A 15,115-nucleotide genomic window follows, 5' to 3' on the forward strand; every position below is an offset into this window, starting at 1 on the left:
GATGAGCCAGGTCACGGCCCCCCGCGCCGACGCCTCACCGCCCCGCGCCCCGCGCAGGCGCGATCCCCGCAAGCGGGGCGGCCGGCGCGGGAGCACGCCGACCGTCATCCAGATGGAGGCCGTCGAGTGCGGGGCCGCCGCCCTCGCCATGGTCCTCGGCCACTACGGCAGGTTCGTGCCGCTGGAGGAGCTGCGGGCCGCCTGCGCGGTGTCCCGGGACGGTGCGAAGGCGTCCAGCGTGATCGCCGCCGCCCGCAAGTACGGGCTGGAGGCCAAGGGCTTCCAGATGGAGCTGGACGACCTGCGCGACATCGTCAAACCGGCGATCATCTTCTGGGCGTTCCAGCACTTCATGGTCGTCGAGGGAATCCGCACCCGCTTCGGCAGGCCGGTGGTGGCGGTCAACGACCCCGCGAGCGGCCCGCGCCTGCTCGACTGGGACGAGTTCGACTCCGGCTTCACCGGCATCGTGCTGACCTTCGAGCCCGGGCCCGGGTTCCGGCCCGGCGGCCGGCCCACCCGGGTGGCCGAGGCGCTGCTGTCGCGCCGCATGTCCTCCGGCCGGGCGCTGCCGCTGGTGCTGCTGGCCAGCCTGCTGCTGGTCGTGCCCGGGATCATCGCGCCGGCGTTCAGCCGGGTGTTCATCGACCACATCCTCACCGGCCGCGACCCCGGCTTCATCCTGCCGCTGCTGTTGGCGATGTCGATGACCGCCCTGGCGATGTTCGTGCTGACCTCGGTCCAGCGGCACTATCTGCTGCGGATGGAGATACGGATGGGGCTGGTCAGCTCCGCCCGTTTCTTCCGCCATCTGCTGCGCCTGCCGGTGGAGTTCTTCCTGCAACGCAGGCCCGCCGAGGTCGCCAGGCGGGTGTCGGCCAACGACACGGTCGCCGAGATCCTGTCCAGGGACCTGGCGATCACCGTCGTCAACCTCGTGCTTGTGCTCTTCTACGCGGTCGTCCTGATCCGGTACGACCTGCTGCTCGGCCTCATCGGCGTGGGCATGGCGCTGCTCAACATCCTGGTGCTGCGGCAGGTGTCCAGAGCCAGGACCGACGCGGTGGCCGCGCTGCGGGCCGATCTCGGCAACCTCACGTCGGCCACCTTCAACACCCTGCAGCTCGTGGAGACCGTGAAGGCCACCGGGGCCGAGCCCAGCGCCTTCCAGCGGTGGGCGGGCTTCCTGGCCAAGGCCGTGACCGCCCGGCAGCGGCTGGGCGTGCCCAGCGCGGTCATCACGGTCGTGCCTCCGCTGCTCGCCGGGGTCAACAGCGGCCTCATCCTGCTCGTCGGCGGCCTGCGGGTGGTGGACGGCGCGGTCAGCGTCGGCCTGCTGGTGGCCTTCCAGAGCCTGCTCGGCGCGCTGTCGCGGCCGGTCACCCAGCTCACCAACCTCGGCGGGCGCCTGCAGGACATCTCGGCCGACATCACCCGGCTGTACGACGTGGAGCGTCACCCCCGCTCGCCCGTCTTCGACCGGCCCGACAGGCCCGCCGGCAGCCGGCTCGACGGGGCGATCACCTTCGAGGACGTGACGTTCGGGTACAACCCGCTGGCCAAGGCGGTGATCAAGGACGTGTCGTTCTCGGTGGTGCCCGGCCGGCGGGTGGCGATCGTCGGGAGCTCGGGAAGCGGGAAGTCGACCATCGGCCGGCTCGTGGCGGGGCTGTACCGGCCGGCGTCGGGCCGGGTGCTGCTCGACGGGCGCGACCGCGAGGAGATCTCCAGGACCGAACTGGCGGCCTCGGTCGCGTACGTGGACCAGGACATCTCGCTGTTCGAAGGCACGGTGCGCGACAACCTCACGCTGTGGAGCGAGGACGTCTCCGACGAGGTCGTCACCGCCGCGCTGCACGACGCGGCCATCTTCGACGTCATCTCCGCCCGCCCCGGCGGTCTCAACAGCCGGGTGCGCGAGGGCGGGCGCAACTTCAGCGGCGGGCAGCGCCAGCGGCTGGAGCTGGCCAGGGCGCTGGCCACGCAGCCGACCCTGCTCGTCCTCGACGAGGCGACCAGCGCGCTCGACCCGGAGACCGAGCGGGTGATCGCCGACAACCTGCGCCGCCGGGGATGCGCCTGCCTGATCATCGCCCACCGGCTGTCGACCGTACGGGACGCCGACGAGATCCTCGTGCTGCACCAGGGCGAGGTGGTGGAGCGCGGCACGCACGAGGATCTCGTGCGCCTCGGCGGGCACTACGCGCGGCTGATAGAGAACGCCCAGCCGGGCGGTGAGGGAGCGGACCAATGAGCGTCTCGACCGTCACGCCGTCCTCGGCGTTCTCGCCGTTCTTCACCGACGCGGCCACGCCCATCGACTACTCGGCCGACCGGCTGCTCGTGCTGGCCGACCTGCGCGAGGTGCTGCTGGTCGAGCGCGGCGCGGTCGACCTGTTCGCCGTACGCCTGGAGAACGGCAGGCCGGTCGGCAGGTGGAACTACCTGTGCCGGGTGCGGCAGGGCGCGCTGGTGCTCGGCTCGCCCCGGGGGCCCAGGCACAGCATCGTCGGGCGGCCGGTGCTCGGCACCCGCGTGTCGCGCCTGCCGCTGGCCCGGCTGGAGGGCCTGTCGGCCCGGCGCGTCGACGGCCCGTCCGAGTCGGGGAAGGCGGTCCGCGCCCTGCCCACCCGCGAGTACGGCCTGGCGGTGCGCGAGTTCGTGCGGGGCCTGGAGGCCGGGGTGGTGGCGCTCGCCGCGTCGATGCGCGACACGCTGCCCCCCCGCGACTTCGTCCCGCTGTCGCCGCACGAGCCCACCGTCGTCCGCAAGGGCGAGGCCGTCCGGTCGGTCGACGGCGTCCGGTGGATCACCGTAGAGGACGGCGTGGTCGAGATGCCGGAGGGCGTCGCCGGTCAGCTCAGCGCGGGCGCCGAGGTCTGCGTCACCGAGCGGGACTGGCTGGCGGCGCTCGGCCCGGCCCGGCTGCGCGCCCGGTCGACCCTCGACCTGCTGGGCGCGGGCGAGCTGTGGCACCGGTGGGTCGAGCACACCACCCGCTTCCTCTACATGATCGATCGGCGGATCGAACGCCGGAACTCGACCGAGCTGAGGGCGCTGACGAGCCGGGCCGAGCGGGGCGGGGACGTGCTGCGCAGCACCGCCCGCGGGTTCGACACGCTGGTGCGCGACACCGAGGCACGGGTCCGTCTCGCCGACGTGGCAGGGGACCCGCCCGCGCTGGCCGCCGCGCGCCTGGTGGCCTCGCACGCCGGCTTCTCGGTGACCGCGCCCCCGCCGGGAGGCGCGCACGGCGGCCGGATCGACCCGCTCCAGGCCATCGCGCTCGCCTCAGGCGTGCGCACCCGCCGGATCAGGCTGGACGACCGCTGGTGGCGGCGGGACATCGGGGCGATGGTGGGCTACCGCTCCTCCGACGGGGCGCCGGTGGCGCTGCTGCCCATCGGGTCGCGCTACGTCGTGGCCGCGCCGGGGGAGGAGCGCGTCACCCCGGTCACCGCGACGGTGGCCGGCACGCTGACCCGGCACGCCGACGTGCTGTACGAGCCGCTGCCGCCGACCGTCACCGGGGTGGGCGGGCTGTTGCGGTTCGGCCTGGCCAAGAACCGCAAGGACCTGTGGACCCTGCTCAGCCTCGGGACGCTGGTGGCCTGCATCGGCCTGCTGGTGCCCGCCATGACCGGCCTCGTGCTCGGCACATACGTGGCCAGGGCCGAGCGCGAGATGATCGTGCAGGGCGCGCTGCTGGTAATCGCGGGCTCGCTCGTGGCGGCCGCGCTGTCGGTGGTGCAGAACTTCGCCGCGCTGCGCATCGAGGGCAGGTCGTCCTCCCGTCTGCAGGCGGGCGCGTGGATGCGGCTGCTGTCGCTGCCGGCCACGTTCTTCACCAACTACTCCACGGCCGAGCTGGGCACCACGGTCCTCGGCGTCAGCGCGGTGCAGGAGACGCTGTCCGGCGTCATGACGACGGCGGCCCTCGGCCTGTTCGCCGGCCTGGCCAACCTCGTGCTCGTCTACTTCTACGACGTGCGGCTGGCGCTGATCGCGACCGCGCTCGTGCTGGCCGGGGTGCTCGTGTGCGCGGTCGCCGGCTACTTCGAGGTGCGGCTGCAACGCCGGATCTACACCCACGAGCAGCGGCTGTCGTCGCGGGTCTTCCAGCTTCTGACGGCCGTGCCGAAGCTGCGGGTGGCGGCGGCCGAGGACCGGGCCTTCGGGGTCTGGTCGTCGGAGTTCCTCAAGGCGCGCAGCATCGGCGTGGCCGCCCGCCGGGTGCAGAACCTCGTCACGACCTTCAACGCCGGCTTCCCGCTGGTCGCGTCGGTCATCGTCTTCGCCGTGGTGGCCGGGCCGATGCTCGGGGACGTGACCGTCCCCGCGTTCCTGGCGTTCTTCGCCGCGTTCAACCTGCTGCTGGCCTCGGTGCTGCAGTTCACCGGCGCGGCGATCACCGCGATGAGCGTGGTGCCCATGCTGGAGCGGCTGCGCCCGATCCTGGCGGCCGAGCCGGAGGATCACGCCGGCAAGGCCGACCCGGGCGAGCTGTCGGGCCGGATCGAGCTGTCGCGGGTGTCGTTCCGGTACGGCGAGGACGGGCCGCTCGTCCTGGACGGGGTGGACCTGTCGGTCGAGCCCGGCGAGTTCGTCGCGGTCGTCGGCCCGACCGGCAGCGGCAAGTCGACGATCCTGCGGCTGCTGCTGGGCTTCGAGTCGCCGACCTCGGGAACGGTCCTGCACGACGGCCAGGACCTGGGCGAGCTGGACATCGGCGCGGTGCGCCGCCAGTGCGGGGTGGTCCTGCAGAACAGCGCGCTGCTCGCCGGCGACATCAAGGCCAACATCATCGGCAGCACCGACCACACGGTCGACGACGCGTGGGATGCCGCCGGCATGGCGGGGATCGCCGACGACATCGCGAACATGCCGATGGGCATGCACACGGTGCTGTCGGAGGGCACCAACACGCTGTCGGGCGGGCAGCGGCAGCGCATCATGATCGCCCGCGCCCTCGTCTCGCACCCCCGCATCGTGCTGTTCGACGAGGCGACCAGCGCGCTGGACAACCCCACCCAGAAGATCGTCACGGAGAGCACCCGCCAGCTCAACGCCACCCGGATCGTGATCGCGCACCGGCTCTCGACGATCAGGGACGCCGACAAGATCGTGGTGCTCGACCGCGGGCGCATCGTCCAGCAGGGCAAGTACCACGAGCTGCTTGAGGATGCCGACGGGCTGTTCGCCCGGCTGGCGCGACGGCAGATCTGAGGCCCGGGAACGCGCACGCCGCCGGCGGACCGGGACGGCCCGCCGGCGGTTCTCACGTGTTCAGTAGCGGGGCCTGCGGCTCAACACGATTCCGGCGATGAGGAACACCACGCCGAGCCCGCCGTACACGAAGGCGTGGGTGGTGGCGGGCGGCTTCACGCTGGCGTTGGCGACGGCCAGGCCGAGGCCCACGATGCCGCTGATGTAACAGAAGATCGCGACGAAGATCTTCCAGAAGGGGCTCATGACGTACTCCGATCGGACTCGGCGGGACCGCCCGGTGCGGTCCCGGCGACGACGAGGCCGAGCAGCATGACCCAGGCGTCGGGGTCGGCGCGGAAACGCCGCCACCGGTCGGCCGCCAGGGCGAGCTCGGGCAGGGACAGGGCCCCGGAGGCGACCAGCGGCGCCAGCCGCTCCGGGCCCAGGTGGGGGGCGAACGCCTCGGTGGGGCGGTCGTCGTTGGTGGTGGCGAACGGGCGCAGGACCACGTCGCCGAAGCCCGCACGGCGAAGGAGCCGGGTGAGCTTGCGCCCGATCAGCCGGTCGCCGCCCGCCTGCCGCTGCGCGCCGGTCATGCGGTTGTGGACGCCGGCCATCTCGGGGTACATCGGGTCGGCCAAGCCCCACAGCATCGCGTCCACCTCGATCACGATCAGCCGCCCGCCCGGCCGCAGCACCCGCAGGGCCTCGGCCACCACCGTCGCCGGGTCGGCCACGTGCTGCAGTACGTACCGGAGCAGGACGGTGCCCACGGCCCCGTCCGCCAGCGGCAGCCGTACGGCGTCGCATCCGAGCAGCGGAACCCGCGCGCCGGACGCGTGCGCCAGCAGCGCCGTGTCGATGTCGGCGGCCACCATGGGCAGGTCCGGCAGGGCGGCCCGCAGCCGCCGCGTGACCGCGCCGGAGCCCGCCCCGAGCTCCAGCAGCGGCGCGGGCAGGCCGACGTCGAGCAGGACGCGCAGCTCCTCGTCAAAGGAGAGCTCGGCCTGGGCCTCCAGACGCGCCAGCTCGCCGCGCAGGCCCCCGGCGGTCGTCGTGGCCGGGTCGTACGACCCGGCGCCCGTCACGGCGGTCACCGCGGCCTCGGGACCATGAGCATGCCGTGCCGGGGGCGCAGCGTGACCAGGGCCTCGGGCTCGACCGGGAAGCCGGGGACGAGCTCCGGGCGCACGGTGCGCAGCAGCACGGCCAGCACGAGGGTGGCCTCGACCATCGCGAAGTGGCGGCCGACGCACACCCGGGGGCCGCCCCCGAAGGGGAGGTACTGGTGGCCCGCGTGGGTGTGCTCGGCCGCGAACCGGTCCGGTGCGTACGTCTCCGGGTCGGGCCAGTACCGCGGATCCCGGTGGAGTACGTACGGGCTGACGCACACGAGCGTGCCGGGCGGTATCGGGTAGCCGTCGACGACGTCGGCCTCGACGGAGCGCCGGGAGATGAGCCACACGGGCGGGTACAGCCGCATGGCCTCCTTGATCGCCCGCTGGCAGGCCGTCAGCCGGGGCAGGTCGGCCGCGGTGGGGGTCCGGTCCCCGCCCAGCACCTCGTCCACCTCCGCGCGCACCGCCCGCGCGGCGTCGGGATGACGGTCGAGGAGGTAGAGCGTCCAGGTCAGCGCCTTGGCCGTGGTCTCGTGCCCGGCCATGACGATCGTCAGCACCTGGTCGCGCAGGTCGGTCGCGGTCATCGCGTGCCCCGAGGCCAGCATCGCGCCGAGCAGGTCGTGGCCCTCCTGCCCGGTGGCCCGGCGGGCGGCCACGATCGCCCGGGTGACGCCGTCGAGGAACGCCTTCGCCCGGCGGAACCCCTCCCGGCCCCCTCCCTCGGAGGCGGGGTCGAAGTGGCCGATGAAGCGGTTGACCTCGTCCACCGCCCGGCCGAAGCCGTCGCCGACGCCCGCGATGTCCGCGCCGAGCATGGCCCGCGCGATGACGGTGAGCGTGAGCGCGGTCAGGTCGTGGTCGACGCGTACGGCCTCGCCGTCCTCGCCGGCCCGCCGCCACCGGCCGGCCAGGTGGGCCGCGGCGTCGGTCATGACCTGGTCGAACCGCTCGACCTCCGTCGGGCGGAAGGCCGGGGCGATCATCTTGCGCTGCCTGGCCCACTCCTCGCCGCCGCTGGTCAGCAGGCCGTTGCCGAGCAGGGGGCGCAGCATGTCGTCGTCGGGTGTGCGGTCCTTGGTGTAGTTGGCGCCGTTGTCCTTCAGCACGTGCCGGGCCAGGTCGGGCCGGTGCAGCATGTAGACGGCCGCGCCCTCGGCCTCGTGCCTCGTCACGTCGCCGTAGGCGGCCATCTCGGTGACGAAGCGCAGCGGGTTCTCCCGCATGCCGCGCAGGCTCTGGGCGCCGTCCGGACCCGGCGGCAGGGATACGTAACCGCTGTGCGTATCGGCCATGCCCACCCTCACTTTTTTGAATACGTATTCGCCGATGAATTGCGCATGCGATTCGGAGTGAATACGTACTCGGTGATATTTCCTGATCGGAGCATAGTCTGCGCCGTTCGCGTCCTCAATACTTATGCGAGTTGCCCGGAAATTAAGTCTGTGCGTTCCCGTCCGGCCGTGTAAGACTTCATTTCGAAAGCAGCGGGACACATTGCCCGCGAAAAAGCCGGGAGGCAGGCTATGTCGTTGGACCCGAGACAGCGCGCGGAATTCGTGAACGCGTACACCCGCGTTCTGATCACGGCGTGGTCGAGTGAGGAATACTCGGCCCGGCTGGACTCCGACCCCCGCTCGGCTCTGGCCGAGTCCGGGCTGGAGCTGCCGGCGGGAGCCGAGGTCGTGCTCGTCCGCAACATTCCCGAAGGCCACCACGACAGCAACATCGAGGTACAGGTCGCGCTGTGGGAGCGGGGCCTCGAGACGGGCCGTTTCGAACTGCACATCCCCGAGACGCCGCAGGTCGACATGGCCGAGCTCAACGAGGGCGACCTCGACTCCATCGCGGCCGGCGTGTCCTCGGCCGAGTCGATCGACATCAACTGCTGCTGCTGCCCCTGCTGCTGCTGCACCTGACGGTCACGACACACTCGGAGGGCAGATCATGTCCATGGTCGCCGAGCAGGCGAACCCCGTACACGTGCGCTCCCTGCGCAAGCGGTACGGCCCGGTGAACGCGGTCGAGGAGGTGGACCTCGACGTGCGGAGCGGCGAGGTGTTCGCCCTCCTCGGGCCGAACGGCGCCGGCAAGACCACCACGGTCGAGATCCTGGTGGGGGTTCGCCGGCGGACTTCCGGCGACGTGCGCGTCCTCGGCCGCGATCCGGCCGAGGACGCGCCCGAGTGGCGCGCGCGGATCGGCGTCGTCCCCCAGACGACAGGCGCGTACACCGACCTGACCGTGCGTGAGGTGGTCGAGCACTTCGCGGCGTTCTACCCCGCGCCGCTGCCGGTGGCCGAGGTGATCGACATGGTCGGCCTCGGCAAGCAGGCGCGCAAGCAGGCACAGACGCTCTCCGGTGGGCAGGCCCGGCGGCTGGACGTCGCGGTCGGCGTCATCGGGGACCCCGATCTGATCTTCCTGGACGAGCCGACGACGGGACTCGACCCCGTCGCCCGCAGGGAGGCGTGGGACCTCGTCCGCTACTTCACCGGCCGTGGCAAGACCACCGTGCTCACCACCCATTACCTGGACGAGGTCGAGGCGCTGGCGCAGCGGGCGGCCGTCATCGTCGGGGGGCGGGTCGTCGAGTCGGGCCCGGTCGCGGAGCTGGGCGGCCGGCGCGCGACACCCGCCGCCGTGAGCTTCGCCAGGACGGACGGGCTCGACAGGAGCCTGCCCGCGCTGCCGGACGACGCCGTGGTGGAGGAGGCGGAGAGTCTGGTGGTCGTACGCACGCACCACCCCACCGAGGCCATGGCCGCGCTGCTGCCCTGGGCGGCCGCCTCCGGCGTGCGCGAACTGCCGGACCTGCGCATCCACCGGCCGTCGCTCGAGGAGATCTACCTGGACCTCATCCGGAGCAACCAGGAAGGCGGTGTCGTGTGATGAGCGCTCCCAACGCGGCCCTCACCCAGGAGAGCGGCGCGGTGGTGCTCGATCCCGCCCGCTCGATCGTGTGGCGGGCGGCCGTCTCGCGGTCGTCGGTCGAGCTCAAGTCGTTCTTCCGCAACCGGCAGTCGCTCGTCTTCACGCTGCTGCTGCCCATCGTGCTGCTGGTCGTGCTCGGCTCCATCTTCTCGGGGACCGTGCCCGGCACCCACACCGACTTCAAGCAGATGTTCATCGCGGGCATCATCGCCTGTGGCGTGATGAGCGTCAGCTTCAACGGGCTGGCCATCAGCGTCGCCATCGAGCGGGACACCGGGATGATCCGCCGACTGGCCTCCAGCCCGATGCCGAAGTCCGCCTACTTCATCGGCAAGGTGGTCAGGGTGGCCGTGACCGGCACCCTGGAGACGGTCCTGCTGCTCGCGGTGGCCGTGCTGGCGTTCGGGCTGCCGCTGCCCTCGACCACCGCCCGCTGGGAGACGCTCGTGTGGGTGCTGCTGCTCGGCGCGGTGGCCTGCACGCTGCTGGCCGTGGCGTTCAGCTCGGTCATCCCCAACGCCCGGTCGGCCTCCGCCATCGTCACCCTGCCGTTCCTGGTGCTGCAGTTCATCTCGGGGGTGTTCTTCCCCTACAGCCAGCTGCCGGCGTGGATGCAGACGGTCGCGGCCCTGTTCCCGCTCAAGTGGATGACCCAGGGACTGCGCTCGGTGTTCCTGCCCAACGACTTCGCCCACGTCGAGCCCGCGGGCGTGTGGGAGCTCGACCGCGTGGCGCTCGTGCTGGCCGCGTGGTGCCTCGCCGGGCTCGCGCTGAGCTTCCTGACCTTCCGCTGGCGCGGGCCCAACGTCCGCTGACCGTCAGGAGAGCCGGATCCGGAACTCGCTCAGCCGGCGCGGCACGAGCACGGGCGCCCAGGCGGGCGGGGCGCCGTCCGGGCGGATCGCGGGGAAGCGCTCGGCCAGGCCGCGCAGCAGCAGCGCGCCGGCCTGCCGGACGAGGGGCGCGCCCAGGCAGAAATGGGTGCCGGCGCCGAAGGCGAGGTGGGGATTGGGAGACCGGGTCAGCACCAGGTCGCCGGGGCGGTCGAAGACGGCCGGGTCCCGGTTGGCCGCCGCGACCACGGCGAGCACCCGCGCCCCGGCGGGAATGACCGCGTCCCCGAAGGACACCTCCGCGGTCGTCACCCTCGCCGTGAAGGGGATGGGCGCCTCCAGCCGCAGCAGCTCGTCGACCGCCGTACGGGCGAGGTCGTCGCCGCCCTCACGCAGGGCCGCCAGCGCCTCGGGGCGAGGCAGCAGCCAGAACAGCGCGTTGCCCACCATCTCGGCCAGCGGGCGCCAGCCGCCGACGACGGCCAGCGAGAGGATGCCCAGCATCTCGGGCCGGGTCAGCCGCTCGTCCGCGGCCAGCCGCCCGATCGACCCGCCGGGCCCGTGCGCCACGTGCGCGTCGAGGAAGCGGGTCAGCTCGCCCATCGCCACGCGGCCCTCGCGCGCGGCCTGCGGCCCGGCCAGCGGGTCGAGGTTGACCGAGGCCCGCCGCGCCAGGTCCGCGAAGGCCGCCTCGTCCTCGCGCGGCACGAGCAGCGTCCGGGCCAGCACGCCGGTCGCGAACGGCTCGCCGAGGTCCCGGGTGACCTCGGCGGCGTCCGCCAGCCCGTCGAGCAGGCCGTCCACGACGGTGGCGATGCCGGCGGCGAGCTCGCGCACCGCGGCGGGGCCGAGCAGGGCCATGCCGGGGGCGCGCAGCCGGTTGTGCTCCGGCGGGTCAGTGGTCAGCATCGAGGCGGGCAGGTCGTCGTCGCGCACCCGCTCGCGCTGTCCCAGGGCGGCCGAGAACCGGGGGTCCCTGAGCGCACTCGCGCAGTGCTCGTGCGCCGTGAGCAGCCACATCCGGGACGTGACGTCGAAGTGGACCGGATCGTTGGCCCGCAGCCAGTCGTACGCCGGATACGGGTCGGATCTGCCGGCCGGCGAGAACGGGTGGGCCAGACCGGCCGGAAGCCGGCGGAGAGCGGTCATCGGCGGTCCCTCGGTGCTGAGGTCACAAGATCACAGGTCACAAGATCACGGCACGGCCACGCTACTACAGAGCGGCCGCCGTCGGGATGAATGCGAACAACTGCGGACCGAACGGGCCGATGGGAGGCAGCGATGCGGGTCGATGTAGTGGTCGTGGGCGCGGGTGTCAGCGGCCTGACCGCCGCACGGCGGCTGCGCGCCGCCGGTCTGGCCGTCACGGTGGTGGAGGCCAGGGAGCGCGTCGGCGGGCGGGTGCGCACCTACCGGCCCGGCGACGGCGGCCCCCCGATGGAGCTGGGGGCTCAGGTCGTCCACGGCGACCGCAACCCCGTGTGGGACGTGCTGGAACCGGACGCGGCCGAGCCGGTGTCGCCGGGCAAGGCTCTTGTCGCCGCGGCGGGGCGGGTGCTGCCGCTGGGCGTGCTGGCCCGGCGGGGACGGCCGCCGTGGGCGGTCGAGCAGAGCCTGCTGCGGGACCCGGGGGAGGACGTGCCCGTCGCGGGGCGGCTCACCTCCGGCGACCAGGCCGAGTGGCTGCGGCAGAACTGGGCGGCCGACCCCGAGTCCCTCAGCGCGGTGGGCATGGCCGCCGGACATCGCGCCGACGACGTCGGCGAGGGCCGATTCGCCGTCCGCGGAGGGTTCGACCGGCTGCCCGGCCTGCTGGCCCACGGGCTCGACGTACGGCACGGCAGCCCGGCCAGGAGCATCGCCTGGTCGCCGGGCCGGGTGGAGGCCCGCCTCGACGAGGGCGCGGTGACGGCCGCGGCGGCGGTGGTGACCGTTCCTCCGCCCGTGGTCGCGGGCGGGGCGCTCGCGATCGCGGACATGCCGGCCCGCAAGCGGGCGGCGGCCGAGTCGCTGCGCCTCGGCGACGCCTGGTGCGGGGTGGTGACGCTGTCACGGCCCGCCCCGGAGTCGGCCGTCGTGTTCGACGCAGAGGGCGGGCTGGGCTTCGTCACCTGCACCGCCGGCAGCTCGCGCGTCCTGGTGGTGGCCAAGGCCGGGGCCGCCGCGCGGGCGCGCGAGGCGGCCCGCGGAGGGCCGCCCCCGCTGGGCCGGGTGCTGCCGTGGGCCGGGGACGCCCGGTCCGAGCACGTCGAGGCGGCCGACTGGGGAGCGGACGCCTGGGCGACCGGTGCGTTCACCTATCCCCGGGTCGGCGGCCTGTGGGCGCGGGCGGCGTGGGCGGAGCCGATGGGCGGCACGGTGTTCTTCGCGGGCGAGGCCACGGCGGCCGGTGTCCCGATGGTTCAGGCGGCCATGGCCAGCGGCGACCGCGCGGCCGGAGAGGTCCTGGAGGCGGTAGGGCGATGATCGGAAAAGTACACACAGGCTGGTATCTGCTGGCGTTCGAGGAGGAACTCGCCGAAGGGCTGAACCCCCTGCTGCTCGGCGGGCGCAGGCTGCTCGCCGTACGGGACGGGTCGCGCGTCCGGGTGTTCGACGGGCTGTGCCCGCACCGGGGTGCGGCCCTCGGCCACGGCGGCACCCTGGACGGCGATTGCGTCATCTGCCCCTTCCACGGCAAGCGGGTGGCACTCGGGGACACGGCGCGACGCTGGTCGGTCGCCGAGTACGCGGTCGAGCGGGCGGGCGCGGCGGTGTTCGTGCGGCTGTCCGCGGATGACGACCGGGGCTTCCAGCGGGCCATCAAGGAGGTGGCCGACGGCAACATCGTCGTGGGTGCGGTGATCCAGCCGGTGGCGGTTCCTTCGGAGTACGTGGTGGAGAACGCCTTCGACGCCGAGCACTTCCACCAGGTCCACCTCGTGCCCCGGGTGATCGGCATGCGGGTCTCGCCCTGCCCCGACGGCGAGCTGGCGATCGAAGGGGAGTTCCGCACCAAGGCCCCGCCGTGGGAGCGGGAGCGCCGGCTCGACTTCGCCTCCCGGTTCTACGCCCGGGCCTTCAGTCCCAGCCTCGTCGTGACCGAGCTGGGCACCGCGGACGCGCCGTACACGATCATCACGGGCGCCGTGCCCACCTCCGGCGGCTGTGTGGGGCGGGTCGCCATCGCACTGCCGCCGGAGCGCGCCGAGGCGCTCGACGCGCTGGTCCACGGCGCGCGGTACGCCTTCGAGCAGGACCGCGTCGTCTGGGACCACCTCGATCCGGACGCGCCGCAGCGCTACGACGCCGGCGACCGGCCCGTGCTGGCCTTCCGCCGGTTCTGCGCCACCTTCGGCGCCGTTCCGCCGGCCGGAACCCCTGCCGCGGCGGTGACGGGGGAGCCGGTGTGATGCGGGTGCACACGAGCGGGAGCGGCCCGGCCCTGCTGTGGCTCCACGGCTACACGATGGACTCCTCCACCTGGCGCGACCTGTGGGCGCTGCTGCCCGGCCGGCGGCACGTCGGCGTCGACCTGCCGGGCCACGGAGGGTCCGGTCCGATGCGGCCCGGCACGACGCTGCCGGGCCTGGCGGCCGAGATCGCGGCCGTCGCGCGGGCCGAGGGGGCGCACGACGTCGTGGCCCTGTCCTTCGGGTCGCTGGCGGGGATCCAGCTCGCCGTGGACGCGCCCGACGTCGTACGGCGCCTCGTCGTGGCGGCTCCCACCATCGCGGGCGCCCCCAGCGAGCCGGGGACGGCTCCGCGTTACCGCGAGCTGATGGCGTTGCGGCGGGCCGGCGCTGACGGCGCCGCGCTGGCGGACGTCTGGATGTCCTCCCCGCCCGACATCTTCCGCGGCACCCAGGCGCACCCCCGGCTGCGGGCGAGCCTGCGGACGGTCATCGCCCGGCACGGCTGGGACGAACTGCGCACCGGCGCGATGGCGGCGTTCCACCGGCACACGCACACCGACGAGGCGCTCGGCGCGATCAGGGCCGACACCCTGGTCCTTGTCGGGGACGCCGAGATGCCGACGTTCGCGGCCAACGCCGACCGGCTGGGCGCGGTCGTCCCCCGCTGCCGGGTGGTCGAAATGGCGGACGCCGGCCACCTGTGCCTGATCGAGCGCCCGGCGGCCGCCGCGCGGCTCATCTGGTCCCACGTGGAAAGGAGCCGGGCAGGTGCCCAGGCGTGAGACGTACGCGCAGGGCTCGCCCTGCTGGGTGGACTACATGGCGGCCGACCCGGAGGGAGCGCGGGACTTCTACGCGAGCCTGTTCGGCTGGACCTTCGACGAGCCCGAGGAGTACGGCTATCGCCTGGCGCGGCAGGCCGGGGAGGTCGTCGGAGGATTCGGCCGGGTGCCACCGGGACGGGGGTTGACGCCCACCTGGAACACCTACCTCGCGGCGAAGGACGCCGACGCGGTGGCCGGGCGGGTAGCCGTGCTCGGCGGCACGGTGGTGTTCGGGCCGCTCGGCGCCGGCGAGGACGGGCGGTTCCTGTTCGCGGTCGACGCGACGGGTGCGTCGGTCGGTTTCTGGCAGGGGCACTGGGCGGAGGGCATCGTCCTGGTCGACGAGTACGGCGCGACCTGCGGCCACGAGCTGTGGGCGGCCGATCCCGCCGCCGCCCGCGCCTTCTACGCGGGGCTCTTCGGGGAGGAGCCGGCGCACGGACGGGAGGTGCGCGGCGTGCCGCACGGCGTGTCCCCGCAGTGGGTGTCGTATTTCCTCGTGGACGACGTGCCCTCGACGGCCCTGGCCGCGGAACGGGCGGGCGGCCGGGTCGCCGAGGCGGGGGACGACGGGCGTGAGGCGGTGGTGCGCGACCCGTGGGGCGCGCTGTTCGGCGTCAGGGACGGCCGGTCCCGCTCCGCGGGCGGAACCAGATGAAGAACGCGGCCACGAGGAGCGCCCCGACGATCACGACGACCACGCCCACGGTCTTGTCGATCATCAGCGACACGACGACCGCGATCGCGTACACCAGCGGCACGATAAGGCGGATGTTGCCCAGTCCCATGACGGCTCCCCGAGG

The 15,115-nt window shown here is 73.4% G+C and carries 14 protein-coding genes; 9 read left to right on the forward strand and 5 right to left on the reverse strand.

Annotation, left to right across the window (positions count from 1 at the left end):
* Position 1 precedes the first annotated feature (1 nt).
* Positions 2 to 2,254: an NHLP family bacteriocin export ABC transporter peptidase/permease/ATPase subunit gene (locus tag IL992_RS00100; protein ID WP_193201261.1), complete on the forward strand. Its 2,253-nt coding sequence runs from the start codon at positions 2 to 4 to the stop codon at positions 2,252 to 2,254.
* Positions 2,251 to 5,226, forward strand: a complete 2,976-nt coding sequence (locus IL992_RS00105) for an NHLP bacteriocin export ABC transporter permease/ATPase subunit (RefSeq protein WP_193201262.1) — start codon at positions 2,251 to 2,253, stop codon at positions 5,224 to 5,226. The genes IL992_RS00100 and IL992_RS00105 overlap by 4 nt, the downstream gene beginning before the upstream one ends.
* Before the next feature lie 60 nt (positions 5,227 to 5,286).
* Here IL992_RS00105 and IL992_RS00110 read toward each other — a convergent pair whose 3' ends face one another.
* The 3 genes from IL992_RS00110 to IL992_RS00120 are packed head-to-tail and all read right to left on the reverse strand — an operon-like array spanning position 5,287 to position 7,621.
* Positions 5,287 to 5,472, reverse strand: coding sequence for a hypothetical protein (locus tag IL992_RS00110; RefSeq protein ID WP_079320568.1), 186 nt, complete (start codon positions 5,470 to 5,472; stop codon positions 5,287 to 5,289).
* Positions 5,469 to 6,305 carry a class I SAM-dependent methyltransferase gene (locus IL992_RS00115; RefSeq protein WP_193201263.1) on the reverse strand — a complete coding sequence of 279 codons (837 nt, stop codon included), beginning with the start codon at positions 6,303 to 6,305 and terminating at the stop codon, positions 5,469 to 5,471. The genes IL992_RS00110 and IL992_RS00115 overlap by 4 nt, the downstream gene beginning before the upstream one ends.
* A complete protein-coding gene (locus IL992_RS00120) occupies positions 6,302 to 7,621 on the reverse strand; it encodes a cytochrome P450 (RefSeq protein WP_193201264.1) in 1,320 nt (439 codons plus the stop codon). Before IL992_RS00120 ends, IL992_RS00115 begins: the two co-directional genes overlap by 4 nt.
* A gap of 237 nt (positions 7,622 to 7,858) precedes the next feature.
* On the opposite strand from IL992_RS00120, the gene IL992_RS00125 reads away from it, so the two are divergent.
* The 3 genes from IL992_RS00125 to IL992_RS00135 are packed head-to-tail and all read left to right on the forward strand — an operon-like array spanning position 7,859 to position 10,075.
* Positions 7,859 to 8,245, forward strand: coding sequence for a hypothetical protein (locus IL992_RS00125; protein ID WP_079320571.1), 387 nt, complete (start codon positions 7,859 to 7,861; stop codon positions 8,243 to 8,245).
* 28 nt (positions 8,246 to 8,273) lie between these two features.
* The gene (locus IL992_RS00130; RefSeq protein WP_226872031.1) at positions 8,274 to 9,218 is read left to right on the forward strand and encodes an ABC transporter ATP-binding protein; all 945 of its coding nucleotides are present in this window, start codon (positions 8,274 to 8,276) and stop codon (positions 9,216 to 9,218) included.
* Complete coding sequence (locus IL992_RS00135; protein ID WP_193201265.1) at positions 9,218 to 10,075, forward strand: ABC transporter permease; 858 nt, start codon at positions 9,218 to 9,220, stop codon at positions 10,073 to 10,075. Before IL992_RS00130 ends, IL992_RS00135 begins: the two co-directional genes overlap by 1 nt.
* A 3-nt stretch (positions 10,076 to 10,078) precedes the next feature.
* On the opposite strand, the gene IL992_RS00140 is transcribed toward IL992_RS00135, so the two are convergent.
* A complete protein-coding gene (locus tag IL992_RS00140; protein ID WP_193201266.1) occupies positions 10,079 to 11,242 on the reverse strand; it encodes a cytochrome P450 in 1,164 nt (387 codons plus the stop codon).
* 90 nt (positions 11,243 to 11,332) lie between these two features.
* Here IL992_RS00140 and IL992_RS00145 point away from each other — a divergent pair, with 90 nt between their 5' ends.
* Genes IL992_RS00145 through IL992_RS00160 form a run of 4 tightly spaced genes read left to right on the forward strand, consistent with a single transcriptional unit; the run spans position 11,333 to position 14,970 of the window.
* A complete protein-coding gene (locus IL992_RS00145; protein ID WP_319018221.1) occupies positions 11,333 to 12,559 on the forward strand; it encodes a flavin monoamine oxidase family protein in 1,227 nt (408 codons plus the stop codon).
* On the forward strand, positions 12,556 to 13,485 hold the full coding sequence (locus IL992_RS00150) for a Rieske 2Fe-2S domain-containing protein (protein ID WP_193201268.1): 930 nt from the start codon (positions 12,556 to 12,558) through the stop codon (positions 13,483 to 13,485). Before IL992_RS00145 ends, IL992_RS00150 begins: the two co-directional genes overlap by 4 nt.
* On the forward strand, positions 13,485 to 14,270 hold the full coding sequence (locus tag IL992_RS00155; RefSeq protein WP_193201269.1) for an alpha/beta fold hydrolase: 786 nt from the start codon (positions 13,485 to 13,487) through the stop codon (positions 14,268 to 14,270). The genes IL992_RS00150 and IL992_RS00155 overlap by 1 nt, the downstream gene beginning before the upstream one ends.
* Complete coding sequence (locus IL992_RS00160; RefSeq protein ID WP_193201270.1) at positions 14,257 to 14,970, forward strand: VOC family protein; 714 nt, start codon at positions 14,257 to 14,259, stop codon at positions 14,968 to 14,970. Before IL992_RS00155 ends, IL992_RS00160 begins: the two co-directional genes overlap by 14 nt.
* On the opposite strand, the gene IL992_RS00165 is transcribed toward IL992_RS00160, so the two are convergent.
* Entirely contained in the window at positions 14,930 to 15,100 is a 171-nt protein-coding gene (locus IL992_RS00165; RefSeq protein WP_179155554.1) for a hypothetical protein, read from the reverse strand. The two genes, IL992_RS00160 and IL992_RS00165, sit on opposite strands and share 41 nt — an antisense overlap.
* Positions 15,101 to 15,115 lie beyond the last annotated feature (15 nt).

The sequence above is a fragment of the Microbispora sitophila genome, from assembly GCF_014892245.1.
Taxonomy (GTDB): Bacteria; Actinomycetota; Actinomycetes; order Streptosporangiales; family Streptosporangiaceae; genus Microbispora; species Microbispora siamensis.

Coding starts and splice junctions, on each gene's coding strand:
- IL992_RS00135 (WP_193201265.1), top strand. CDS start 9,218: ATGAGCGCTCCCAACGCGGCCCTCACCCAGGAGAGCGGCGCGGTGGTG.
- IL992_RS00120 (WP_193201264.1), bottom strand. CDS start 7,621: ATGGCCGATACGCACAGCGGTTACGTATCCCTGCCGCCGGGTCCGGAC.
- IL992_RS00100 (WP_193201261.1), top strand. CDS start 2: ATGAGCCAGGTCACGGCCCCCCGCGCCGACGCCTCACCGCCCCGCGCC.
- IL992_RS00105 (WP_193201262.1), top strand. CDS start 2,251: ATGAGCGTCTCGACCGTCACGCCGTCCTCGGCGTTCTCGCCGTTCTTC.
- IL992_RS00155 (WP_193201269.1), top strand. CDS start 13,485: ATGCGGGTGCACACGAGCGGGAGCGGCCCGGCCCTGCTGTGGCTCCAC.
- IL992_RS00130 (WP_226872031.1), top strand. CDS start 8,274: ATGTCCATGGTCGCCGAGCAGGCGAACCCCGTACACGTGCGCTCCCTG.
- IL992_RS00150 (WP_193201268.1), top strand. CDS start 12,556: ATGATCGGAAAAGTACACACAGGCTGGTATCTGCTGGCGTTCGAGGAG.
- IL992_RS00110 (WP_079320568.1), bottom strand. CDS start 5,472: ATGAGCCCCTTCTGGAAGATCTTCGTCGCGATCTTCTGTTACATCAGC.
- IL992_RS00145 (WP_319018221.1), top strand. CDS start 11,333: ATGCGAACAACTGCGGACCGAACGGGCCGATGGGAGGCAGCGATGCGG.
- IL992_RS00140 (WP_193201266.1), bottom strand. CDS start 11,242: ATGACCGCTCTCCGCCGGCTTCCGGCCGGTCTGGCCCACCCGTTCTCG.
- IL992_RS00165 (WP_179155554.1), bottom strand. CDS start 15,100: ATGGGACTGGGCAACATCCGCCTTATCGTGCCGCTGGTGTACGCGATC.